Source organism: Serratia sp. CY40230 (assembly GCF_052168835.1).
GTDB lineage: Bacteria > Pseudomonadota > Gammaproteobacteria > Enterobacterales > Enterobacteriaceae > Serratia > Serratia nematodiphila.
The window spans coordinates 151,822-173,561 of record NZ_JBJNLX010000006.1 but is presented as its reverse complement, the minus strand read 5'-3'; the positions used below and the strand labels follow the sequence as shown (position 1 = coordinate 173,561).

Sequence of the window (21,740 nt, the reverse complement as noted above, 5' to 3'; positions counted from 1 at the left end):
TTACTCCTGTGCGAGTTGCGCCAGCGCCTCATCCACGCTGGCGATGCGGGCGAAACGATCGACCAGTACGGTTTCAGTATGCCGCTTCAGCTGCGCGGGGGTAAAGACTTCACCGTCGGGATGGCGCATCGGGAAGGTCAGCGTCGCCTCGGTGACGAAGGTCACCCGATAACCGAGATCGGACGCCACCCGGGTGGTGGTTTCACAGCACTGTTCGGTGCGGATGCCGGAGATGATCAGGTGGTTGATATCCCGCTCGCGCAGCCAGGCGTCGAGGCCGGATTCGGTCAGCGCATTGTGTACATGCTTATGCACGGTGATATCCGCCTGGTGGGTGAGGAACGGCAGGCGCTGCACGTGGCCTGAAGCCAGCGAGAACGGCCCCTGCGGCGAGACGTGCAGCACGTCGACCAGCGCCGCGCCGCGTTGCTGACAGCCCGCGATCAGGCGGGTCAGCGCCTGTTGAAACGCCGGTAGATCGTCCTCCTGCCAGAATGGACGGTGCTGGAATGATTGCTGGACATCGATGATCAATAGCGCGCTCTGTGACATTTTCGGCCCTCCGCCAGTGTGTGTGGCGACCATCTTGCGCCGCGCTTTACTCTGGCAGAAGGCCAAAAACGGCCATCATGATGACAACAGCGGACCGACCTTAAGCTTTGCTCACCTGGCCAGCCACCAGGCGCCCCTGATGGAAGGCGGCGCTGCGCGCCGGCAGGCGGGCGACCGCCTCGGCGGAACAGCTGGCGTTGACCAGCACGAACTCGGCGGCATCGCCGGCTTTCGGCCAGGCGCGCTGGCCCTTATCGTCCAGCGGCAGCACGCCGCCGGTGGCGATGGCCATGGCGCGCGACAGGTGATACTCGTCGGATCCGCGGTACAGCTGGGCGTACAGGTTGGCCTTTTCCAGGATGTCGCCGGTGCCGAACGGCGACCAGTGGTCGATCACGCTGTCGGTGCCGGTCATCACGAACACCCCTTTCTCGCTGAGCTGCGGCAGCGGCATCATCAGGCTGCCGATCGGCACCGTGGAGGCGATGGTGATCTGCTGCGCCGCCAGCCGGGTGGCGGTTTCCGCCAGTTCGCCCGGCGTCAGCGTGGTCAGGGCGAAAGCGTGGCTGATGGTGACCTTGCCGCGCAGCGCCGGGTTTTTCTCCACGGTGGCGATCATGTAGTTGATGGCGGCGACCCCGGCCGGGCTGGTTTCATGCAGGTGGATATCCACGCCTTTGCCGGTATCGAGGGCGATCTGGAACATGGCGTCCAGCGATTTCTCCATCGCGCCGTCGACGTTGGTCGGATCGAGCCCGCCGACGTACTGCACGCCCATCTGCATCGCTTCGCGCATCAGCGCATCGACCCTGGAGTGCAGCAGGCCGTGCTGCGGGAAGGCGACGATTTCACAGCTGAAGTCCGCCCGGTGGTTTTCCAGCGCGCGCTGCAGGTGCTCCAGGCTTTTCAGGCCGCTGACCGGATCGATATTGCAGTGGCTGCGCGCCACGGTGCTGCCTTTGGACTGCAGCAAGGCGATCAGATTTTCCGCCCGCTGCTGCGAGGTGGGCAGCAGTTTCGGGATCAGCGTCTGCTCCAGCGCGATCATGTCCATGATGGTTTTGCCCTGGCGCGGGCGCGGCGCTTGCCACGGGCCGCTGTAGAAGGTTTTGTCCAGGTGGATGTGCATATCGCGAAACGCCGGCAGCAGCAGCCGACCCTGCGCCTGATAGCGGGGCACGACGGCGGGCAACGCGGCGTTGGCGGCGTGAATGGCGGCGATCTTGCCGTCTTTGATCTCAAGCGTGTATAGCGCGGTGCGGGTGCCGATCACCGTGTCGCCGTCGTATTCAAAGCCGTCTTCCAGCCGCACCTCGCTCAGGCAGTAGTGGCGATCGGTCAGGGTCATCGGCGTTGGCGCACACTGCTCGCCGCCAAGAGACGCGGCCTGTGCCACGCCGCCGGTCAAGCCGATCACCGCGCAGGCGGTGGTGAGTTTGCCGGTTTGGCTGAGGAAGGCTCTGCGGCCCGGTTGTTGAGGGTTTTCCACGTTCGGTTCCTTAATCCAGAGGTGAGGGAGTGAAAACATCCTCCAATTTAGGAGAGGAACCGGCCGGTTGGCAGCGACATTTGCCACTGGTGACTATTCGATTTGGTAATGACCGGCGTGCGCCGGCGTTTATATCAACCCGCAAAACACCGTCAGCCGCTGGGCCAGCGCCAGCGTGGCGGCGGGGGCGCCGTCGCGGTAGTAGAGCGCCAGTTCGAAGCTGTCTATCGGCGGCAATCTTTCGGCTTCGCCCAGCACCCGATGCGCGGGCAGACGGCAGCCGGCCGGCAGCAGGGTGACGCCCAGCCCGGCGGCCGAAGCGGCGGTCAGCGCCGCCAGGCTGGCGCTGCTGTAGCCGATGCGCCAGCGTTTGCCGAGGTTGTCGAGCGCCTGGCACAGCTCGTCGCGGTACAGGCCGTTGAGTGGAAATACCGCCAGCGGCACCGGCGATTGCTCGATAGCCGGAAAGGCCAGGCTGTCCAGCCACAGCAGCGGTTCCGGCCGCGCGGCGCGCGGCGGTTGCTGGCGGCGCTGCTTCACCAGGATCAGATCCAGCTCTTCACGTGCGTAGGCGCTGTGCAGATCGGCGCTCAGGCCGCTGGCGACGTCCAGCCGCAGGTGCGGGTGCTCGCGGCTGAATTCCGCCAGCAGCTCGGTGGTGGGCACGGCGAAATCTTCCGGCATGCCGATCCGTAGCACGCCGTCGCGCCAGATGCCGGTCAGCGCGTCGTGGGCTTCTTCATTCAGCGCGATGATGCGGCGCGCGTAGCTCAACAACTTGACGCCTTCTTCAGTCAGCAGCACCTGATGCGAGGAGCGTTCAAACAACGGTTTGCCCAACATCTCTTCCAGCCGACGCACCTGCTGGCTGACGGTGGACTGCGACAAAAACACCCGCTCTGCGGCGCGGGTGAAGCTGTTGCTGTCGCACACGGCGACGAAGCTGAGCAGCAGCTGCGGATTGAACATCGGGTAGCGATTCATTTTCCCACTGTTGGCTATTTTATTATTTAATTTCCCAATACTAGCGGCGTTGCCTACAGTAACGCAACGCTGCGGCGATCGCGCTGTGACGCCGCACTCTTCATTTCGCAGTACCAGGAATATATCGTGTTAAATCATTCTGTTAATTCACCTTCTCCACGTCGCTGGTTCAACCCCCTGTTGCTGGCGCTGGTGTTGATCGGCCTGAACATGCGGCCGCTGTTGACCTCGATCGGCCCGTTGCTGCCGACGCTGCGCCAGGCCACCGGGCTGAGCTTTGGCGGCGCGGCGCTGTTGACCACGCTGCCGGTGCTGATGATGGGGCTGATGGCGCTGGCGGGCGGCGCCATCAATCGGCTGTTCAGCGAACGCAGCGCCGTGACGTTGAGCCTGCTGGCGATCGGGCTGGGCGCGCTTTGGCGCGAACTGGCCCCCGGCAGCGTGCAACTGTTAATGAGCGCGGTGCTGGGCGGGCTCGGCATCGGGGTGATCCAGGCGGTGATGCCCGGCATCATCAAGCATCACTTCCTCAAAAGCATGGCGCTGGTGGCCGGGCTGTGGTCGGCGGCGCTGATGGGGGGGGGCGGTCTGGGGGCGGCGATCACCCCATGGCTGATGAGTACGGGGCGCGACTGGCACAGCGCGCTGGCCTGGTGGGCGTTGCCGGCCCTGGTGGCGCTGCTGGCCTGGTGGCCGGTCAGCAGCGGGCTGTCTCGCCTGGGCGCGGCGGGAGAACACCGCGGCCCAAGCCTGCTGCGCAACCGGCGCGCCTGGCTGCTCGGTGCCTATTTCGGCCTGATCAACGGCGGTTATACCAGCCTGATCGCCTGGCTGCCGCCGTATTACATGCAGCTCGGCTGGCAGCCGCAGGCCAGCGGTTCGCTGCTGGCGCTGATGACCTTCGGCCAGGTGATGGGCGCGCTGCTGCTGCCGGCGCTGGCGCGCAATCATGACCGGCGGCCGCTGCTGTTGCTGGCCTTGATGATGCAACTGATCGGCTTTATCGGTCTGATTTACCTGCCGCAGACGCTGCCGTGGCTGTGGGTGTTGGTTTCCGGGCTGGGGCTGGGCGGCGCGTTCCCGCTGTGCCTGGTGCTGGCGCTCGATCACCTGCACCAGCCGGCGGCGGCCGGGCGGCTGGTGGCCTTTATGCAGGGCGTCGGTTTTCTGCTGGCGGGCGTGACGCCCTACCTCTCCGGCCTGCTGCGTGACTACAGCGGCGGCTTCGTGCTGGACTGGCAAATCCATGCGCTGCTGGTGGTGGTGCTGATCGCCATTACCTGGCGCTTCCACCCGCACAGCTACCGGCGGGCATTCGCCGAATAATATTTCTGTCATTGCCGCTCCCTATAGTGACGTTGCTTTTACTTCTGGGCGATAACAACGAAAAGGGACAATGACATGCACAACACCAAAACCCGGCTGGCGCTGCTGGTCGGCTGCATGGCGCTGAGCGCCAACCTGTGGGCCGAGGCGCAGCCGGTGCAGGCGACGCTGGCCGGGCATGCGCTGCTGCCGGTAAAATCCGCCGTTTCCACGCCGAAAGATGCACCGAGTGATCTGCAACAGAGCGGCAAATACACCAGCGGCAAACGCGTCACCGAGCTGGGCAGCGTGGCGGGCAAATCGGCCGACCGCCTGACCGGGATCGGCCTGCCGATCAACGGCCAGCCGCTGCAGGGCCACTCCGGCATCAAACACATGCCCGACGGCACCTACTGGGTGCTGACCGACAACGGTTTCGGCAGCAAGGCCAACTCCCCGGACGCCATGCTGTACCTCAACCACTACAAGATCGATTTCAAAGACGGCACGGTTGCGCCGCTGAAGACAGTGTTCCTGCACGATCCGGATAAAAAGGTGCCGTTCCACATCATCAACGAGAGCACCGAGCAGCGCTATCTGACCGGCAGCGATTTCGATCCGGAAAGCTTCCAGTTTGCCGACGATGCCTTGTGGATCGGCGAAGAATTTGGGCCTTACCTGATCAAGGCCGACCTGAACGGCAAAGTGCTGGCGGTGTTCGACACTCAGGTGGACGGCAAGGTGGTGAAATCGCCGGACAACCCGACGCTGACCCTGCCGGGCGCGCCGGACGGCAAACAGAACTTCCAGGTGGCGCGTTCCAAAGGCTTTGAAGGCATGGCCGCCTCTCCGGACGGCAGCAAGCTGTACCCGCTGCTGGAAGGGGCGTTGTGGGACGGCGAGCAGTTCGAGAACGTCGGCGGCAAACGCTACCTGCGGGTGCTGGAGTTTGACGTCAAACGGCAGGCCTGGACCGGCCGCAGCTGGCAGTACGTGCTGGAAGACAACCAAAACGCCATCGGCGACTTCAACATGATCGACGCCACCCACGGGCTGGTGATCGAGCGCGACAACGGCGAAGGCACGCCGGACAAAGCCTGCGCCGCCGGTGCGCCAACCGACAACTGCTTCAGCCAAGGAGCCAAGTTCAAGCGAGTGTATAAAATCGCTTTCTCGGACGCCAACGTCGGCAAACCGGTCGAGAAACTGGGTTATATCGACCTGATGAACATTCAGGATCCAAACAAGCTGGCGCGCAAGCCGCTGAACGACGGCGTGCTGACCTTCCCGTTCTTCACCATCGAGAACGTGGACGTTGTGGACGACAACCACATCATCGTCGGCAACGACAACAACTTCCCGTTCTCCTCCAGCCGCCAGCCCAATATGGCGGATGACAACGAGTTCATCCTGCTGGACGTGAAGGATTTCCTGAAGTAGCTCCCCCCGGCCGCCGAATCGCCGGCGGCCGCCATTTCCCGCTTAGCGCAGCGAACAAACTGCGCTATAATCAGCGCCTTGCTTCTTATCTTCTCCAAGGAAGATCCTCGTCCCCGGTGGGGCGGCCGGACTTCAAATCCGGTTGGGGCCGCCAGCGGTCCTGGGCAGGTTCGACTCCTGTGATCTTCCGCCAATCAATATCTCCCAACCTCCTCTGTGATTGTCGGCTCCGGTAGAGTGAGTTTGCTTCTTTCGCTTTGTGTTAGTGCAGCTTGCGTGGGTAGAAGAAACGTTCATGAAGAAGGACTATGAGGCAGTAAGCCGTTGACGTAAAAACCGCTTACGCGGCCTTTTTATTTCTGAGAAACAGGGCAAGCAGATACAGGGCGCCCAGCGGCAGGGCCATGACATAACAGAATGCATAATACAGGATCAGCACGCCATTTTTGCCTATGGTATCGGCGAACAGTCCGCGGTGCCAAAATTCTTCACTCGTGAACTGCAGGGCGGCCGTTTCAGTGCCTTTTTTAGCACAGGGATACAGTAAAAAGCTCAGGATGGAGAGGATCAACGAAAGTGCGATATTCACCATGTCCTGGAAAGAATAGATGTAATAAAGCGCGATAAAAAAGTAAGTCACGCCCCACGCCTGACTTTTCCAATAATACACTTTGGTCATTTTCGCCTCCCTGCGCATGAGTTCCTTTCTGTTTCGTGCTTGGCGAAATGGAACATCGATGCCATTGCCCGCGCCGCTCGGTTTACCCAAGACGTCTGAGTATGCGCAGGGCTTCGGCAAAATGCCATATTACCGGCTTATCTGGCAGGCGTATTTGGGTTCTGCCGCGAGCGTCTCTTCTCCCCAACCCCTAACCCCCTCACTCCCTCTGCAAAAAGAACTGCTTGATGGTCTGCCGCAGCCAGCGGTGCGCCGGGTCGCGATCGAGGCACGGATGCCAGGCCTGCACGATAAACACCGATTCCAGCTCGAGCGGCAGCTCGATCTCAGCCAACGGCAGGTGGATGTTGCTTACTCCCTGCAGCACGTGGCGCGGTAGCGGCAGGATAAAGTCTGATTTCATGGTTAGCATCATCGCCGAATGGAAGCCCGGCAGGGTCAGGGCGACGTTGCGCTGCAGGCCAAGATCGCGCAGCGCGTCGTCGATCGGCCCCTGCGTGCGCCCGCGGCGAGAAACGCTGATATGCGGGTAATGGGTCAGGGTTTCGGGCGTTACCTGGCCAATGATCGGGTGACCAGGGCGCACCAGCGCCTGAAAGGTGCTGGTGAACAGGCTCTGAGTCTTAATTTCCGGGTGCCAGTCGCGTGAGGAACCGATCACCAGATCCACCTTGCCGCTGCGCAGCGCGTCATCTTCGCCGTCGCTTTCGGCGATAAACTTCAGGCCGCTTAACGGCGCCATGTCCCGCAGCGTCTCCAGCAAGCCGCCCGCCAGCGCGCCGATAAAAATGTCGTTGGCGCGAATGGTGAAGGTTCGGGTCAGCTTGCCGGGCTCGAAGGATTCACTCGGCGCGATCAGCGCGGCGGCCTGTTCGATGATATCGCCGAGCTGGCGTTTCAACTCCAGCGCGCGCGGCGTCGGCACCAGATGCTTGCCGGCCCTGACCATGATCGGGTCGTCGAACTGCCGGCGGATGCGCCCCAGAATGCGGCTCATCGCCGGCGCGCTCAGGTTCATCTTCTCGGCGGCGCCGCTCACGCTCCCTTCTTCCAGCAGCAGATTCAGCGCATAGATCAGGTTGAAATCAATTTTTTGCGGCATGGCCTCTCCGGTGGTGGTGCGTTCAATGGATTGCGTTTTGTGCAATTAGTTAATTACATCATTTCATTTTAAACAATCGAAATAAGTCCGGATACTGCCCACGACAACAAAGATTGAGGCTGAAACAGCAGGAGTGGGGAATGGTTGAGGTGTCTGTTACGCCGCACCACAAAAATCGGTGGCTCGCCAGCGCCGGCGAAATCAACGGCCGCACCTGGCTGGGGTTGTTCGGCGTGTTTTTGGCGGTGATGGCCAGCGGCGTGGGGGAAAACGCCAGCAAGTTCGCGCTGGCGGATATACAGGGCGGCATGCTGCTGAGTTTCGATGCCGGCAGTTGGCTGACCACCTGTTACGTTACCGGCTTTGTGATCGGTTCCGGGTTCACACCCTGTTTTTGGCCGACCTTTTCGTTGCGCCGGGTGGCGTTGACGATGTGCGGCATTTACCTGGCCGGCGGGCTGCTGACGCCCTGGTTGGGAGAACAGTATGGCGTGTTGCTGGCGGTGCGCAGCCTGCAGGGCTTCGCCGGCGGCGCGTTGCCGCCGATGCTGATGACGGTGGTGCTGCGTTTTATGCCGCCGCTGATCAAGGTGTTGGGGCTGGGCGCCTACGGCTGGGTCTCGGCCTGGAGCGCTACGCTGGGCGCCACCGCCGCCGCTTTCGCCTTTCACTGGGGTTGGAGTGGGTACTTCTACTGGAACCTGCCGCTGATGGCGATTGCCGCTGTGTGTATCGGCTACGGTCTGCCGCAGGATCCTCTGCGGCTGGAGCGCCTGCGGCAGTTCAACTGGCGCGGCCTGCTGCTCGGCGGCATGGCGCTCGGCATGCTGACGGTGGGCATTTCACAGGGGGAGCGGCTCGACTGGCTGAACTCGCCGCTGATCTACGTTTTATTATTGGGCGGCGGCGGATTATTGGCGTTATTTCTGATTAACGAATGGTATCACCCGCTGCCTTTTTTTAATTTGCAGCTATTAAGCAAAAGGAATTTGTCTTTCTCCTTAATTACGCTGGGTGGCGTGCTGTTAATTATGGTGTCGCTGGTCAATATTACGTCGGGATATTTATCCGCGATTCAGGGCTATCGTCAGGAACAAACTTCCGACTTAATGCTGTGGGTGGCGTTGCCGCAATTAATTACGCTGCCGATTGTCGCCATTATTTGCAATACGCCGCGGGTGGATTGCCGCTGGGTACTGGCGATCAGCCTGCTGTTGATGGCCACCGCCTGCGTGCTGGCCGCCCAGCTGACGCCGGAATGGAACGGCGAGACGTTTCGCGTTATCGCGCTGTTGCAGGCGGTCGCGCAACCGATGGCGATCATCCCCCTGCTGATGCAGGCGACCGGTGGGCTGTTGCCGACCGACGGGCCGTTTGCGGCGGCCTGGTTTAACGCGGTGAAGGGCTTCGCCGCCACCGCGGCCGGCGGCGCCATCGCGCTGCTCAGCCGACAGCGAGGGGACTATCACGCCGGCACGATCGCCGACGGTTTTGGCTCGGCCTACAGCAGCGCATCGGGGTCGGCGGAGCAGCTGGCGCAGCTTGCCGCCCGGCAGGGCCACGTGCTGGCCAGCGCCGATCTTTATCTGTTGGTTGCCGGCCTGGCGTTATTACTGACCGCGCTGATTTTAGTTATGCCGACCCGTATTTATCCGCCGCGTTCGGTCGCCGCCTGACATTTTATCATCAGAAATAAATATTAAGTGGAGTCACTTTTATGGCTAACAAAAAAGTCGCCGTCGCCGTATTGGCGGTTACCGTCATTACGCTGGGGTTATTAATGAATAAGTTTTTTATTAAAGAGACACAGCAGAATACCAACGACGCCTATATTCGCGCCGATATCTCGCGTATTTCTCCGCAGATTGCCGGTGAAATTGCGCAGGTATTGGTCAGGGACAACCAGTGGGTTAAACAGGGGGAGTTGCTGGCGGTGATCGATCCGCGTGAATTCAACGTTGCCCTTGCGCAGGCGACGGCGCAGGAGCAATCCGCCCGCGCCCGGCAGGACGACGCCAGGGCCAACCTCACCCGGCAGAGCGCGCTGATCGCCGCCGCGCTGGCGGAGCGGCAGGCGGCGCAGGCGGAGCTGGCGTTTGCGCGTCAGGAGCAGAACCGCTACCAGAGAATGGCCAGCAGCGGCGCGGGGTCGCAGCAGGCGGCGCAGCAGGCGACAACGCGGGTGCACACGCTTTCCGCCAATGTGGCGCAGGCGGAGGCGACGCTCAAAGCGGCGCGAAACATGGAGCAGGTGCTGCAGGCCAAGCTGGCGGACAGCGATGCCGAGCTGATGCTGGCGCAGGCCAAGAAAGCGATGGCCGAACTGAACCTGTCTTACACCCGCATCACCGCGCCGATCGGCGGCGTGATCGGCAAGAAAAGTCTGCGGGTCGGGGAGTTCGTCAAACCGGGCGATGCGCTGCTGGCCATCGTGCCGCAGGACAAGCTGTACATCATCGCCAACTACCAGGAAACCCAGTTGGAAAACATTGCGCACGGGCAGTCGGTAGACATCCATATCGATACCTTTCCCGGCCAAACGCTGAAAGGGCAGGTGGACAGCATCGCACCGGCTTCCGGCGTCAGCTTCGCGGCCGTGGCGCCGGAGAACGCCACCGGCAACTTCACCAAGATCGTGCAGCGCATCCCGGTGAAAATTGTATTTGATATCAACAAAGAGCATGCCGCCTTGTTGAGCGCCCTGCGCGTCGGCATGTCTGCGGACGTCAGCATCAATACGCTGGACGGAGGCCTGCAATGAACAGAGCCGTGATCCCGCTGTTGTTGATGGCGCTGAGCGGCTGCCGGGCGGTAGGGCCGGACTACGCTCGGCCGCAGAGCGCGCTGCCCGAGAGCTGGGGTGAGCAGGCCGGCGGCGGGGCATTGCCGGTGGTCTGGTGGTCGATATTCAACGATGCGCCGCTGTCGCAGCTGGTGCAGCGCGTGGCGGCCGGTAACCTGGATCTGCAGCTCGCCACGGCGCGCCTGCAACAGAGCCGCGCCCTGCTGGGGGTGACGGAGGCGGCGCTGATGCCGGATCTGAGCCTGGACGGCGCCTATCAGCGCCAGCGAGCTACCTCGGTGGGCAGCATGGATCCGTCCGGCAACGGCGGAGAGGCGGATTACAACCTCTGGCGCGGCGGCTTCAGCGCCGCCTGGGAGCTGGACATGTGGGGCAAGCTGCGCCGCGCCTCGGAAAGCGCGCGCGCCGGCTTCGCCGCTTCGCAGGAGAATCGGCGCGCGCTGCTGACGTCGGTGACGGCGGAGGTGGCGAGCGACTATCTGCGCCTGCGCGCCACGCAGCAGCAGCTGGCGGTGGCGCAGGAAAACCGTGCTACGGCGCTGCGTACGCTGCAGCTGACGCAAAGCCGCTATCAAAGCGGCGCGGGCAACGAACTGGATATCGATCAGGCGCAGGTGCAATTGGCGCAGGTGGATGCCCTGCTGCCGACGTTGGCCGACCGGCAAGAACGGCTGATTAACGCCATCGGCCTGTTGTTGGGCGAGCGGCCGGGCGCGCTGAACGCGATGCTGTCGCCGCCGGGGCCGCTGCCGACGCTGGCGCGCGCGGTGCCGATGGGGGTGCCGTCGGATCTGGCGCTGCGCAGGCCGGATATTCGCGAAGCGGCGGAGCGTTTGCATCAGGCGACCGCCGAGATCGGCGTCGCCACCGCCGACTACTACCCGCGCATCACGCTGACCGGCAACGCGGGCTACCAGGCATTGGCCTTGTCGGATATGGGCAGCTGGTCCACGCATACCTTCGCCATCGGCCCCGTTTTGTATCTGCCGTTGTTCGACGGAGGGAAAATCACCCAGCGGGTACGCCTGAGCGAATATCGCCAGCAGGAAATGGCCATCGCCTACCAGCAAACGGTGCTGCGTGCCTGGCACGAGATCGACGACGCGCTTTCCGGCTATCGCGCCCAACAGCGCCGCCAGACGCACCTGGCCGAGGCGCTGGCCGCCAACCGGCACGCGTTTGCGCTGGCGCGCGACAGCTATCTGAACGGCGCCAGCGATTTTATCCACGTGCTGAGCACGCAGCGCGCGCTGCTGGATCTGCAGTCCGCGCAAATTGTTTCAGAGGAAGAGACGGCGATCGCCGTGGTGAATATCTATCGAGCGCTGGGCGGCGGCTGGGAACTCACCTACCCGTCTGCGGCGCCACAGGAGAAGGCTGATGCACAACACGCTGAATAAGATTGTCGACGAGATGCTGGAAAGGGACACCCGCCGCAAACGGGAGGCCCGGGTGAGCGCCGTGCGGCAAGTCACCGCTCGGATCAGGCGCATCACGTTGAGCGGCGACGATGTGGATAAGTTTATCGCCGATCCGCGCGCGCAGGAGCCGGCCAGCTGGGTCAAGGTGTTCTTCCCGTGGCGCGACACGCTGGCCGGGCGGGCCTACACCCTGAGCGGCATCGACAAACTCGCCCGCACCTTCGATATCGACATGGTGCTGCACGGCGAAGGCCCGGCGTCGAACTGGGCGCGCGACGCGATGCCGGGCGACAAGCTGGGGTTCGCCGGCCCTTGCTCCGGCGGCTTCCGGCTGTTGCCGCAAACTCGCTGGCTACTGTTGCTGGGCGATGAGACCGCGCTGCCCGCCATGCGCACCATTATCGCCTCGCTCTCCGCCCCGTTGCCGGTGCTGTGGTTCGCCGAGGTGGGCGATGCGCAGGAGATCCAGGACGTCGATTGCTCCTTTTTGCAGGTGAACAGCTGGCAAATCCGCACCCGACATTTCGACAGCGTGATGAACAGTCCGCTGGTGCAGGCCGTCAGCCATTGCGAGCTGCCGGCCGGCGAAGGGCAGGTGTGGCTGGCCTGCGAGCACCAGGTCGCCGCCTATCTGAAGGCGCGTTTTATCAACGAAATGGGCATTTCCCGCGCCGCCTTGTTTGCCAAAGGTTATTGGAAAAAGGGCGAAGCCAATTTCAAGGGCGCGATTTAACTCGGGCGAGTGAGGATGGTTATGATTGAGAGAGTGTTATTGGCGGTGGACTGCTTTGAACACAGCGGCAACGCCCTGGAATTTATGGCGCGCCTGCAAGGCAGCATCGGCGGCGTGATTGTGCTGACGGTGGTGGACAATGCCTTCACGCTCAGCCGCAGCGGCCTGCGTTTCGACAGCGATGAGCGCGAGGAGTATCCCGCCGCCCAACGGGAAGAAGCGCTGGCGGAAAAGCAGGTCGGGCAGGTGACGCGGGCGCTGAAACAGCAGGGCTTCAATGCCCAGGGCTTGCTGGCCGCGGGGTCGCCCATCGAGGTGATCCCGGAACAGATGGCGCTGTTCAACTGCGATCTGTTGATCATCTCGCACCGCCACCTGTCTTCGTTGGGGCGCTGGCTGAACGCTTCCGTCACGCGTGGCCTGCTGGATGAGATCGGTCAACCGGTATTGGTGATCCCGCGCTAAGCTATGGGTAAGGGCAGCCGCATGCGGCTGCGCGCGTTCGGCGACGAAGGCCGCACATACCGGAGGTCAACATGCGAAGTCTGGAAGATCACCTTGCCGCTTATGCCGCCTATCACCGCGATACGCGCAATATCGCCACGCATTTTATCGGTATCCCCCTGATCGTCATCAGCCTGCTGGCGCTGCTCTCCCGGCCGGCGTGGGGCGCGGGAGGGCTGCCGTTTTCGCCGGCCTGCGCGGCGGTTATCGTCTCGGCGCTCTATTACCTGCGGCTGAACCTGCGCCTTGGCATCATGATGCTGGCGTTGCTGCTGCTGTGCCTCGGGTTCGGTACCTGGGTGGCGTCGCTGTCGACGGCGGCGTGGTTGAGCGTCGGCATCGGCGGCTTCGTCATCGGCTGGCTGTTTCAGTTTGTCGGGCATTTCTGGGAGGGGCGAAAACCGGCGTTTATGGACGACGTGACGGGCCTTATCATCGGCCCGCTGTTCGTGCTGGCGGAAGCCTGCTTCCTGGCCGGCGGGCTGCGCGAACTGCAGCGGAACATCGAACTGCGCGCGGGCAAAGTGCGCAATGGGAGGGGATGAGGTGGCGTTGATTCCCACGGTGACGACATTTCCGCTGCAGCAGGCTTTTATCCCGCTGCTGGAGGCGCTGACGGCGGGGCTGCCGCGCCAATTCCCGGCGCTCATCCACAGCATTTACCTCTACGGCAGCGTCGCGCGCGGCGAAGCCCTTCCCGGCGTGTCCGATCTGGACATCACGCTGTTGCTCATCAAGCCGGCCGATAGTGGGGCGTTGCAGCGCCTTGAAGCGTGGCGGCAAGCCTTTCAGCTGGAGCAGCGGATCGTGAGCAAGGTCGACTTTGACATCGGCAGCGTTGATGAAGCGTTGGCGCCGGAGCATCACGATTCCTGGGGATTTTGGCTGAAGCATCACTGCCGATGCCTGTGGGGCGAAGACGTGTCCGCCGCTTTTTCGCTGTTTCGTCCCGATCGGAGCATCGCGCTGGCGGTCAATGCTGATTTACGGCCCGCGTTGGCGCGTTATCGGGAGCAACTGCTGCAGGCAAGGACGGTATCGGATGAGAGGCGCTTAAAGCGCGAAGCGGCCAGAAAGCTGATCCGCGCCACCAATATGTTGCGCGCCGAGGGGAGCCCGTTCTGGCCGATAACGCTAACCGACTATGCCGATCAGCTGTTGGCGCTTTATGCAGAGCAGCGCGATGAAATGGACTATTGGTTAGCGCACGCGGCAGGGGAGGCGAATGACGCGGATTTTAGCGACAGAATGATGCAATTTCTTGAGTGGATCGAAGCACAGAAAAAAATAACGCCGGCTTGAGCCGGCGTTGTCGGCGAGCGTTACCCGATCGCCGGGTAATCGGTGTAGCCTTCCCGGCTGCCGCCGAAAAATTTCTCTTTAATGGGCGCATTCAGCGCCAGCCCGTGTTGCAGGCGGTGAGGCAGATCCGGGTTGGCGATGAACGGGCGGCCGAAGCCGATCAGATCCGCCCAGCCTTTGGCCAGTGCTTCTTCAGCGCGTTCACGCGTGTATTTGCCCGAGTAAATCAGCGTGCCGCGGAAAATCAGGCGCAGTGATTCTTTGAACGCCGCCGGCATCACCGGGGCGTCATCCCAGTCCGCTTCGGCGATGTGAATGTAAGCGGCGCCGATATCGTTCAGCACGCTGGCCGCCGCCAGATAGGTGGCTTCCGGGGTGTCGTCCTGCGAGCCCATCAGGGTGGTCAGCGGCGCCAGGCGCACGCCCAGTTTCTCTTTACCGATGGCGTCCGCTACCGCCTGCGCCACTTCCCGCAGGAAACGCAGGCGATTTTGCAGTGAACCGCCGTATTCGTCGTCGCGCTGGTTTTCCCGCGAGTCGATAAACTGATTGATCAGATAGCCATTCGCGCCGTGCAGCTCTACGCCGTCGAAACCGGCGGCGATGGCGTTGCGGGCCGCCTGAGCGTAGTCATTGACGATCGCCGGAATTTCTTCCCGCGTTAAGGCGCGCGGTGCGGAGTGTTGCACCATTTCACCCACGCCATGTTCCGGCCCGCGGCCTTCGACATCCACAAATACCTTGACCCCATCGGCCTGGATGGCGGAGGAGGAGACCGGCGCGGCGTGGCCTGGCTGTAGAATGGTATGCGACACGCGGCCGACGTGCAAAAGCTGCGCGAAGATCTTGCCGCCGGCCTGATGTACGGCGTCGGTGACTTTTTTCCAACCGGCGATGTGTTCCGGGGTGTAAATGCCGGGCGTCCAGGCATAACCCTGGCCTTGCTGGCTAATCTGCGTGCCTTCGCTGACGATCAGCCCGGCGCTGGCGCGCTGGGCATAATATTCAGCCATCATGTCGGTGGCGACGTCGCCGGCGCCGGCCCGAGAGCGGGTCATGGGCGGCATGACGATGCGATTGTTCAGCGATAAACCGTTTAAAGAATACGAGTCAAAAAGCATGACGCTTCCCTCTGTGTGAATGGGGCCGTAGGGCATTGATGTTTTACTGAGGCCATTATATTTCGTCGTTTAATTCTAAAAACGCGCACAATAACAAAACACTTTTGCTCTGTGTTCAATAGTTGCGGTAGCCGCCGGCTTGCCGCAGGTGGCGGGAATGAACCCGATGTGCGCTCGGGCGACGGCGGCTATTGCCTGTCGGCGCGTGGTTGAGATAGAGTCGGCTGCTGTTTTTCCCCACGATTTTTAACAAAATCGCAAAAGTCTTTTAGCCTCCCGCCGGCTTATCTTTGGTGTGATCAATGTCATACTTTTGGCATCTTAACTTTCCCGCGCTTCGGCAGCGGTTAACCGGAGTTGTTGAATGAAAATTAACTTTCCCTTATTAGCCCTGGCGGTGGGGGCGTTCGGCATCGGCACGACCGAGTTTTCCCCGATGGGGTTGCTGCCGACCATCGCCAAAGGGGTGGACGTCTCCATCCCGATGGCCGGCATGTTGATCAGCGCCTACGCCGTCGGCGTGATGGTCGGCGCACCGCTGATGACGTTGCTGCTTTCTCACCGGGCACGCAGAAGCGCGCTGATCTTCCTGATGGCGATCTTTACTCTGGGTAACGTGCTGTCGGCCGTTGCGCCTGACTACACCACCCTGATGCTGTCGCGCATCATCACCAGCCTGAACCACGGCGCGTTCTTTGGCCTCGGATCGGTGGTGGCCGCCAGCGTGGTGCCGAAGGAGAAACAGGCCAGCGCAGTGGCGACCATGTTTATGGGCCTGACCATCGCCAATATCGGCGGGGTGCCCGCCGCGACCTGGCTGGGTGAAACCATCGGCTGGCGCATGTCGTTCCTGGCGACGGCCGGGCTGGGCGTGATCGCCATGCTGGGGCTGTGGTTCTCGTTGCCGCAAGGCAGCGCCGGCGCGCGTCCGGATGTGAAACGCGAGCTGTCGGTATTGGTGCGCCCTCAGGTGCTGTCCGCCTTGCTGACGACCGTGCTGGGCGCGGGCGCGATGTTCACGCTCTATACCTATATCTCGCCGGTGTTGCAGCACATCACCGATGCGACACCGCTGTTCGTGACGTCCATGCTGGTGTTGATCGGCGTCGGTTTCTCCATCGGCAACTACCTCGGCGGCAAGTTCGCCGACCGCTCCGAAAGCGCGACGCTGAAAGGTTTCCTGTTGCTGCTGGTGGTCATTATGCTGGTGATCCCGTTCCTGGCGCGCAGTGAAATCGGCGCTGCGGTCAGCATGGTGATTTGGGGCGCGGCGACCTTTGCCGTGGTGCCGCCGCTGCAGATGCGCGTGATGCGTGTCGCCAGTGAAGCGCCGGGGCTGTCGTCTTCGGTCAATATCGGTGCCTTTAACCTGGGCAATGCGCTGGGCGCCGCCGCCGGTGGCGCGGTAGTCTCCGCCGGGCTGGGATACAGCTTCGTGCCGGTGATGGGGGCGATTATTGCCGGATTGGCGCTGCTGCTGGTGCTGTTCACCCACCGTCAGGCCGAAAAAGTGGCCTACGCCAACGGTTAAAACGACAGCGTGCGGCGGGGTTCCCCGCCGCGCTCACTCAAAGCCGAGCAGGCTGAACGCATCGTCCTGCGGGGCGTAGCCGAGCAGGCGACGGGTCTCTTCCAGCGATAAACGCGTGTAGCGGTTATTGGAAACCCCGTGCACCACCGCATATTGCACCCCGTCGACACGAATGCAGCGCTCCAGCAGATCGGCGGCATCGCGATGGCTGAGAAACGCGCTCATGTCGCGGGCGCTGAGCCGATCGCCCGGGCTGAGGGTGGTGAAGTTGGCGATGCGCACCGACAGGGCGGAAAGCCCTTCCTGATGGGCGAAGTAGGCGGCGATGCCTTCGCCGAACGCCTTGCTGGCGCCGTACAGGTTTTTCGGTTTCGGCGCGTCATCCGGGCGGATTTGGTAATCGAGCGGATAGCCTTCCACCGCCTGTGCGCTGCTGGCGAACACCACCCGGCGGCAGCCGGCGTCTTTCGCCGCGCGGAAAATATTGAAGGTGCCGAGAATGTTGTTGTCCATCAACGAACCGCAAAAGTCGGCATCGGGGGAGGGATCGGCGGCCAGGTGCAACACGGTGTCGATATTGGCGCAGGCCGCGCGGCAGGCGTCGAGATCGGCGATGTTGAAGCTGATGACTTCGTCGCCGGGCTGCAGATCGTGCAGCAGGCTGACATCCCTTTCCGCCAGCCGCAGCGCGTAGCGATCGCCCATCGCCTGGCGAAACGCCGTGGCTACCCGGCCGCCGGCGCCGGTGATCAGAATCCGTCCCAACTCAGTCCGCAACGTCATGGTCGCTGTCATCCTTACAATCGATTACGCGTTGACCAGTAATAATCGCCCGCGTGACTTTTGTCCAGTCGTTTTAATTAGTCATTCTGATGTTTCTTTCACCATTATCAATTGCGCATGGTGATTTTTGCGCGGGTGAATATCGTGGAATGTTAACGATGCGCAATCAAGTTTGGCGATCTATTTGCCTTATGGATTGCCGATTGCGACCAAAAAAGCGGGGATTAACAGTGGATGGACGAGCGCTTTGCTTTCGCCTGACTGTGAATTATTAGGTTAGTTAATCTTATGTTTTTTCCTGAAGCGGGCGATATTCCGCCCCCTCTCTATTCCGCCTGCGCGATATATCACTGCTGTGCTGAAGCCGATAGAGGGCGACAGGCCTTATTTGGTACCTCAGTTCGGTTTTGCCCGCCCGATCACAGTTCGGCAATTTGCCGACGCAAAGGCTTGCCCCGGCAAAATCCGCGGTGTTAACGTCATAACTCAACCGATTTAGGGTTGTTACTGCTACGGCAGGCAAAACCTAAACCTCGCGTTTCTGTTCCCCGATGGGGCAGAGGCCGCGAGGTTTAGGTTTTTTTTTGCGCCGAATTTCGCCTCAGCGCCAGGCCAGCGCGGGGCGGGGAGCGGCAGAACGCGAAGTCTAAGGATAACAGTATGAAATATGACACATTAGCCAGTGAGATTTTGGCCGGCGTCGGTGGCCGCGACAATGTGAAAAGCCTGGTGCATTGCGCTACCCGCCTGCGTTTCAAGCTGCGCGACGACAATCGCGCCAACGCGGTAGCGCTGAAGAAAAATCCGGGCGTTATCATGGTGGTGGAAAGCGGCGGCCAGTTCCAGGTGGTGGTAGGCAACCACGTGGCGGAGGTGTTCGACGCGGTTAACCGCGTTGGCGGATTGGCCGAAGGCGCGCCGAGCGACGACGCGGGCGGCAAAAAAGACAACCTGCTCAGCCGCTTTATCGATCTGGTGTCCGGCATTTTTACCCCGCTGCTTGGGGTGATGGCCGCTTCGGGGATCCTGAAAGGCTTCCTGGCGCTGAGCCTGGCCTGCGGCTGGCTGCTGGAAAGCGGCGGCACCTTCAAAATGCTGTTCGCCGCCAGCGACGCGCTGTTCTACTTCTTCCCGATCATGCTCGGCTATACCGCCGGGAAAAAATTTGGCGGCAACCCGTTCGTCACCATGGCGATCGGCGGCGCGCTGACGCACCCGCTGATGATGGCGGCCTTCGAAGCAGCGCAGCAGCCGGGCGCGGTGCGCGAGTATTTCTTCGGCATTCCGCTGACCTTCATCAACTACAGCTCGTCGGTGATCCCGATCATCTTTGCGGCCTGGGTGTCCTGCCGCCTGGAGCCGCTGTTTAACCGGGTGATCCACAGCGCGCTGCGCAATTTCATCACGCCGCTGCTGTGCCTGGCGATCACTGTGCCGTTGACCTTCCTGCTGATCGGCCCGGCGGCAACCTGGCTCAGCCACCTGCTGGCCAACGGCTATCAGAGCATTTACGCCTTTAACCCGATCATCGCCGGCGCCTTTATGGGGGCGATGTGGCAGGTGTGCGTGATCTTCGGCCTGCATTGGGGATTGGTGCCGTTGATGATCAACAACCTGAGCGTGCTGGGGCGCGACACCATGGTGCCGCTGCTGTTGCCGGCGGTGATGGGGCAGGTCGGCGCCACGCTGGGCGTGATGCTGCGCACTCGCGACGCCAAACTGCGGGCGCTGTCCGCTTCGGCCATCGGCGCCGGAATTTTCGGCATCACCGAGCCGGCGGTGTATGGCGTCACCTTGCCGAACAAGCGTCCGTTCATCTTCGGCTGCATCGGCGGCGCGCTGGGCGGCGCGGTGATCGGCTACTTCCATACTTCGGTTTACTCGTTCGGCCTGGTGAGCGTGTTCACCTTCGCGCAGATCATCCCCGGCGGCGGCATCGACGCCACGGTATGGGGCGCGATCGGCGGCACCCTGCTGTCGTTCGTGTTCGCCGCGCTGGCCAGCTATCTGTTCGGCGTTGCGCCGGCGGAAGACGCGGCGCAGCCTGAAGCCGCCGTGCCGCTTAACCGCAAGCAGGCGATCCTCAGCCCGATCGCCGGCGACATCGTGCCGCTGGATCAGGTGAACGACGCGACCTTCGCCAGCGGCCTGCTGGGGAAAGGCGTGGCGATCGCGCCGCAGCAGGGGCGCGTGGTGGCGCCGGTGAGCGGCAGCGTGGCGTCGCTGTTCAAAACCAAACACGCCATCGGCATCGCATCGGACGACGGTGCGGAGATTCTTATTCACGTCGGCATCGATACCGTGAAGCTGGACGGGGCGCATTTCACCGCCCACGTGCGGGAAGGCGAGCGGGTCGCCCCGGGCGATCTGCTGATCGAGTTCGACCAGGCGGCGATCCATGCCGCCGGCTATGACACCACCACGCCGATCATCATCAGCAACAGCGATGATTACGTGGACGTGTTGACCAGCGGCCTGTCTCCGGTGCAGGAACAGGCGCCGCTGCTGACTTTATTACGCTAATTGAGGAGCAAGCGATGAACGGCAAGTTTCCGCAACATTTTCTGTGGGGCGGCGCGGTAGCGGCGAACCAGGTTGAAGGCGCGTATCAGGCCGACGGCAAGGGGCTGTCGACCTCCGATCTGCAGCCGCAGGGCATCTTCGGCGCCATCACGCCGCGCACGGCGGGCGACAGCGGCATCAAGGACGTGGCGATCGATTTCTATCATCGTTACCCGCAGGATATCGCGCTGTTCGCCGAGATGGGCTTCAAATGCCTGCGCACCTCGATCGCCTGGACGCGCATTTTCCCGCAGGGCGATGAAGAGACGCCGAACGAAGCCGGGCTGGCGTTTTACGATCGGCTGTTCGACGAGATGGCGAAGTACGGCATTCAGCCGCTGATCACGCTGTCGCACTATGAAATGCCTTACGGCCTGGTGAAGCGCTACGGCGGCTGGGGCGATCGCCGCACCATCGACTTCTTCGAGCGCTACGCGCGCACGGTGTTCGAACGTTACAAGCACAAGGTCAAACACTGGCTGACCTTCAACGAGATCAACATGTCGCTGCACGCGCCTTTCACCGGCGTCGGTCTGCCGCCGGAGAGCGACAAGAGCGCCATCTATCAGGCGATCCACCATCAGCTGGTGGCCAGCGCCAAAGCGGTGAAGGCCTGTCACGAGATCGTGCCGGAGGGCAAAATCGGCAACATGCTGCTGGGCGGCATTCTGTATCCGCTGAGCTGCAAGCCGGAAGATCTGCTGGAAACCCAGCGGCAAAACCGCGACTGGCTGTTCTTCGGCGACGTGCAGGCGCGCGGCTATTACCCGGCCTATATGCAGCGCTTCTTCCGTGAAAACGGCATTCAGGTGGCGATCACCGAGGAGGATCGGCGAACGCTGCGTGAAACCATCGATTTCATCTCGTTCAGCTACTACATGAGCGGCTGCGTCACCGCCGACCCGGAGCAGTATGAGACGGCGCGCGGCAACATTCTCGATATGGTGCCGAACCCGCATCTGGCCAGCTCGGAGTGGGGATGGCAAATCGATCCGATCGGGCTGCGCTACCTGCTCAACGTGCTGTACGACCGCTATCAGAAACCGCTGTTCATCGTCGAAAATGGGCTGGGCGCCAAAGACCGCGTCGAGGCCGACGGCAGCATCAACGACGATTACCGCATCAACTACCTCAATGATCATTTGGTGCAGGTGGCGGAAGCGATCGACGACGGCGTCGAGGTGATGGGCTACACCAGCTGGGGGCCGATCGATCTGGTCAGCGCTTCGAAGGCCGAAATGTCGAAGCGCTACGGCTTCATTCACGTCGACAGGGACGATGCCGGCAACGGTAGCCTCGAGCGCCGCCGCAAGAAGAGTTTCTACTGGTACCGCGATGTGATCCACAGCAACGGCGCCAGCCTGAAAGACCGACGCTAACCCTTCAGCCCGGCGGCAAGCGCCGGGCGTTAACCTAACGTTATTCGCTG

General features: G+C 62.1%; 19 protein-coding genes and 1 tRNA gene. 13 read left to right on the top strand and 7 right to left on the bottom strand.

Translation table 11 applies throughout. The annotated features are described in order from the left end of the window. The 3 genes from ACJ8IJ_RS21015 to ACJ8IJ_RS21005 all read right to left on the bottom strand — a co-directional run bounded on the left by ACJ8IJ_RS21015 (nucleotide 1) and on the right by ACJ8IJ_RS21005 (nucleotide 3,025). A complete protein-coding gene (locus ACJ8IJ_RS21015; RefSeq protein ID WP_004934049.1) occupies nucleotides 1-552 on the bottom strand; it encodes an isochorismatase family protein in 552 nt (183 codons plus the stop codon). Between the two features lie 100 nt (nucleotides 553-652). Continuing rightward, nucleotides 653-2,041 carry an amidohydrolase family protein gene (locus tag ACJ8IJ_RS21010; RefSeq protein ID WP_442518875.1) on the bottom strand — a complete coding sequence of 463 codons (1,389 nt, stop codon included), beginning with the start codon at nucleotides 2,039-2,041 and terminating at the stop codon, nucleotides 653-655. A 129-nt stretch (nucleotides 2,042-2,170) separates the two neighbouring features. Further along, nucleotides 2,171-3,025 (bottom strand): LysR family transcriptional regulator, encoded by an 855-nt coding sequence (locus ACJ8IJ_RS21005; protein WP_049187094.1) that lies wholly within the window; start codon nucleotides 3,023-3,025, stop codon nucleotides 2,171-2,173. Between the two features lie 126 nt (nucleotides 3,026-3,151). Between ACJ8IJ_RS21005 and ACJ8IJ_RS21000 the strand changes: the two genes are divergently transcribed. The 3 genes from ACJ8IJ_RS21000 to ACJ8IJ_RS20990 all read left to right on the top strand — a co-directional run bounded on the left by ACJ8IJ_RS21000 (nucleotide 3,152) and on the right by ACJ8IJ_RS20990 (nucleotide 5,963). Continuing rightward, nucleotides 3,152-4,351: a cyanate transporter gene (locus ACJ8IJ_RS21000; RefSeq protein WP_075201108.1), complete on the top strand. Its 1,200-nt coding sequence runs from the start codon at nucleotides 3,152-3,154 to the stop codon at nucleotides 4,349-4,351. Between the two features lie 75 nt (nucleotides 4,352-4,426). Further along, nucleotides 4,427-5,770, top strand: a complete 1,344-nt coding sequence (locus tag ACJ8IJ_RS20995) for an esterase-like activity of phytase family protein (protein WP_442518876.1) — start codon at nucleotides 4,427-4,429, stop codon at nucleotides 5,768-5,770. Between the two features lie 98 nt (nucleotides 5,771-5,868). Beyond that, a tRNA-Sec gene (locus ACJ8IJ_RS20990) sits at nucleotides 5,869-5,963 on the top strand. A gap of 147 nt (nucleotides 5,964-6,110) precedes the next feature. Here the strand turns inward: ACJ8IJ_RS20990 and ACJ8IJ_RS20985 are convergent. Both ACJ8IJ_RS20985 and ACJ8IJ_RS20980 read right to left on the bottom strand, forming a co-directional pair. Further along, entirely contained in the window at nucleotides 6,111-6,449 is a 339-nt protein-coding gene (locus tag ACJ8IJ_RS20985) for a colicin E1 family microcin immunity protein (protein WP_004934067.1), read from the bottom strand. Nucleotides 6,450-6,648: 199 nt separating this feature from the next. Further along, complete coding sequence (locus tag ACJ8IJ_RS20980; protein WP_442518877.1) at nucleotides 6,649-7,551, bottom strand: LysR family transcriptional regulator; 903 nt, start codon at nucleotides 7,549-7,551, stop codon at nucleotides 6,649-6,651. Nucleotides 7,552-7,691: 140 nt separating this feature from the next. On the opposite strand from ACJ8IJ_RS20980, the gene ACJ8IJ_RS20975 reads away from it, so the two are divergent. The 7 genes from ACJ8IJ_RS20975 to ACJ8IJ_RS20945 all read left to right on the top strand — a co-directional run bounded on the left by ACJ8IJ_RS20975 (nucleotide 7,692) and on the right by ACJ8IJ_RS20945 (nucleotide 14,314). Beyond that, nucleotides 7,692-9,227 (top strand): MFS transporter, encoded by a 1,536-nt coding sequence (locus ACJ8IJ_RS20975; RefSeq protein WP_004934074.1) that lies wholly within the window; start codon nucleotides 7,692-7,694, stop codon nucleotides 9,225-9,227. Between the two features lie 41 nt (nucleotides 9,228-9,268). After that, a complete protein-coding gene (locus ACJ8IJ_RS20970) occupies nucleotides 9,269-10,312 on the top strand; it encodes an HlyD family secretion protein (protein ID WP_004934076.1) in 1,044 nt (347 codons plus the stop codon). Continuing rightward, a complete protein-coding gene (locus tag ACJ8IJ_RS20965) occupies nucleotides 10,309-11,754 on the top strand; it encodes an efflux transporter outer membrane subunit (RefSeq protein WP_442518878.1) in 1,446 nt (481 codons plus the stop codon). Before ACJ8IJ_RS20970 ends, ACJ8IJ_RS20965 begins: the two co-directional genes overlap by 4 nt. After that, nucleotides 11,735-12,508 (top strand): siderophore-interacting protein, encoded by a 774-nt coding sequence (locus ACJ8IJ_RS20960; RefSeq protein WP_015376223.1) that lies wholly within the window; start codon nucleotides 11,735-11,737, stop codon nucleotides 12,506-12,508. Before ACJ8IJ_RS20965 ends, ACJ8IJ_RS20960 begins: the two co-directional genes overlap by 20 nt. Nucleotides 12,509-12,529: 21 nt before the next feature. Continuing rightward, the gene (locus tag ACJ8IJ_RS20955; protein ID WP_015376224.1) at nucleotides 12,530-12,973 is read left to right on the top strand and encodes a universal stress protein; all 444 of its coding nucleotides are present in this window, start codon (nucleotides 12,530-12,532) and stop codon (nucleotides 12,971-12,973) included. 71 nt (nucleotides 12,974-13,044) lie between these two features. Further along, nucleotides 13,045-13,557, top strand: coding sequence for an Mpo1 family 2-hydroxy fatty acid dioxygenase (locus ACJ8IJ_RS20950; protein ID WP_049187099.1), 513 nt, complete (start codon nucleotides 13,045-13,047; stop codon nucleotides 13,555-13,557). A 1-nt stretch (nucleotide 13,558) separates the two neighbouring features. Continuing rightward, on the top strand, nucleotides 13,559-14,314 hold the full coding sequence (locus ACJ8IJ_RS20945; protein ID WP_239664281.1) for a nucleotidyltransferase domain-containing protein: 756 nt from the start codon (nucleotides 13,559-13,561) through the stop codon (nucleotides 14,312-14,314). A gap of 20 nt (nucleotides 14,315-14,334) precedes the next feature. On the opposite strand, the gene ACJ8IJ_RS20940 is transcribed toward ACJ8IJ_RS20945, so the two are convergent. Continuing rightward, entirely contained in the window at nucleotides 14,335-15,435 is a 1,101-nt protein-coding gene (locus tag ACJ8IJ_RS20940) for an alkene reductase (protein ID WP_442518879.1), read from the bottom strand. Nucleotides 15,436-15,799: 364 nt separating this feature from the next. Here ACJ8IJ_RS20940 and ACJ8IJ_RS20935 point away from each other — a divergent pair, with 364 nt between their 5' ends. Continuing rightward, entirely contained in the window at nucleotides 15,800-16,966 is a 1,167-nt protein-coding gene (locus ACJ8IJ_RS20935) for an MFS transporter (RefSeq protein ID WP_004934092.1), read from the top strand. 33 nt (nucleotides 16,967-16,999) lie between these two features. On the opposite strand, the gene ACJ8IJ_RS20930 is transcribed toward ACJ8IJ_RS20935, so the two are convergent. Continuing rightward, nucleotides 17,000-17,749 (bottom strand): NAD-dependent epimerase/dehydratase family protein, encoded by a 750-nt coding sequence (locus ACJ8IJ_RS20930; protein ID WP_015376227.1) that lies wholly within the window; start codon nucleotides 17,747-17,749, stop codon nucleotides 17,000-17,002. Between the two features lie 660 nt (nucleotides 17,750-18,409). On the opposite strand from ACJ8IJ_RS20930, the gene bglF reads away from it, so the two are divergent. After that, complete coding sequence (bglF, locus tag ACJ8IJ_RS20925; RefSeq protein WP_442518880.1) at nucleotides 18,410-20,272, top strand: PTS beta-glucoside transporter subunit IIABC; 1,863 nt, start codon at nucleotides 18,410-18,412, stop codon at nucleotides 20,270-20,272. A gap of 14 nt (nucleotides 20,273-20,286) precedes the next feature. Beyond that, on the top strand, nucleotides 20,287-21,690 hold the full coding sequence (locus ACJ8IJ_RS20920; protein WP_275095314.1) for a glycoside hydrolase family 1 protein: 1,404 nt from the start codon (nucleotides 20,287-20,289) through the stop codon (nucleotides 21,688-21,690). The last annotated feature ends 50 nt before the right edge of the window (nucleotides 21,691-21,740 follow it).

Coding starts and splice junctions, on each gene's coding strand:
- ACJ8IJ_RS20960 (WP_015376223.1), top strand. CDS start 11,735: ATGCACAACACGCTGAATAAGATTGTCGACGAGATGCTGGAAAGGGAC.
- bglF (WP_442518880.1), top strand. CDS start 18,410: ATGAAATATGACACATTAGCCAGTGAGATTTTGGCCGGCGTCGGTGGC.
- ACJ8IJ_RS20920 (WP_275095314.1), top strand. CDS start 20,287: ATGAACGGCAAGTTTCCGCAACATTTTCTGTGGGGCGGCGCGGTAGCG.
- ACJ8IJ_RS20995 (WP_442518876.1), top strand. CDS start 4,427: ATGCACAACACCAAAACCCGGCTGGCGCTGCTGGTCGGCTGCATGGCG.
- ACJ8IJ_RS20975 (WP_004934074.1), top strand. CDS start 7,692: ATGGTTGAGGTGTCTGTTACGCCGCACCACAAAAATCGGTGGCTCGCC.
- ACJ8IJ_RS20930 (WP_015376227.1), bottom strand. CDS start 17,749: ATGACGTTGCGGACTGAGTTGGGACGGATTCTGATCACCGGCGCCGGC.
- ACJ8IJ_RS20940 (WP_442518879.1), bottom strand. CDS start 15,435: ATGCTTTTTGACTCGTATTCTTTAAACGGTTTATCGCTGAACAATCGC.
- ACJ8IJ_RS20985 (WP_004934067.1), bottom strand. CDS start 6,449: ATGACCAAAGTGTATTATTGGAAAAGTCAGGCGTGGGGCGTGACTTAC.
- ACJ8IJ_RS21005 (WP_049187094.1), bottom strand. CDS start 3,025: ATGAATCGCTACCCGATGTTCAATCCGCAGCTGCTGCTCAGCTTCGTC.
- ACJ8IJ_RS21015 (WP_004934049.1), bottom strand. CDS start 552: ATGTCACAGAGCGCGCTATTGATCATCGATGTCCAGCAATCATTCCAG.
- ACJ8IJ_RS20935 (WP_004934092.1), top strand. CDS start 15,800: ATGAAAATTAACTTTCCCTTATTAGCCCTGGCGGTGGGGGCGTTCGGC.
- ACJ8IJ_RS20950 (WP_049187099.1), top strand. CDS start 13,045: ATGCGAAGTCTGGAAGATCACCTTGCCGCTTATGCCGCCTATCACCGC.
- ACJ8IJ_RS20955 (WP_015376224.1), top strand. CDS start 12,530: ATGATTGAGAGAGTGTTATTGGCGGTGGACTGCTTTGAACACAGCGGC.
- ACJ8IJ_RS20970 (WP_004934076.1), top strand. CDS start 9,269: ATGGCTAACAAAAAAGTCGCCGTCGCCGTATTGGCGGTTACCGTCATT.
- ACJ8IJ_RS20980 (WP_442518877.1), bottom strand. CDS start 7,551: ATGCCGCAAAAAATTGATTTCAACCTGATCTATGCGCTGAATCTGCTG.
- ACJ8IJ_RS20965 (WP_442518878.1), top strand. CDS start 10,309: ATGAACAGAGCCGTGATCCCGCTGTTGTTGATGGCGCTGAGCGGCTGC.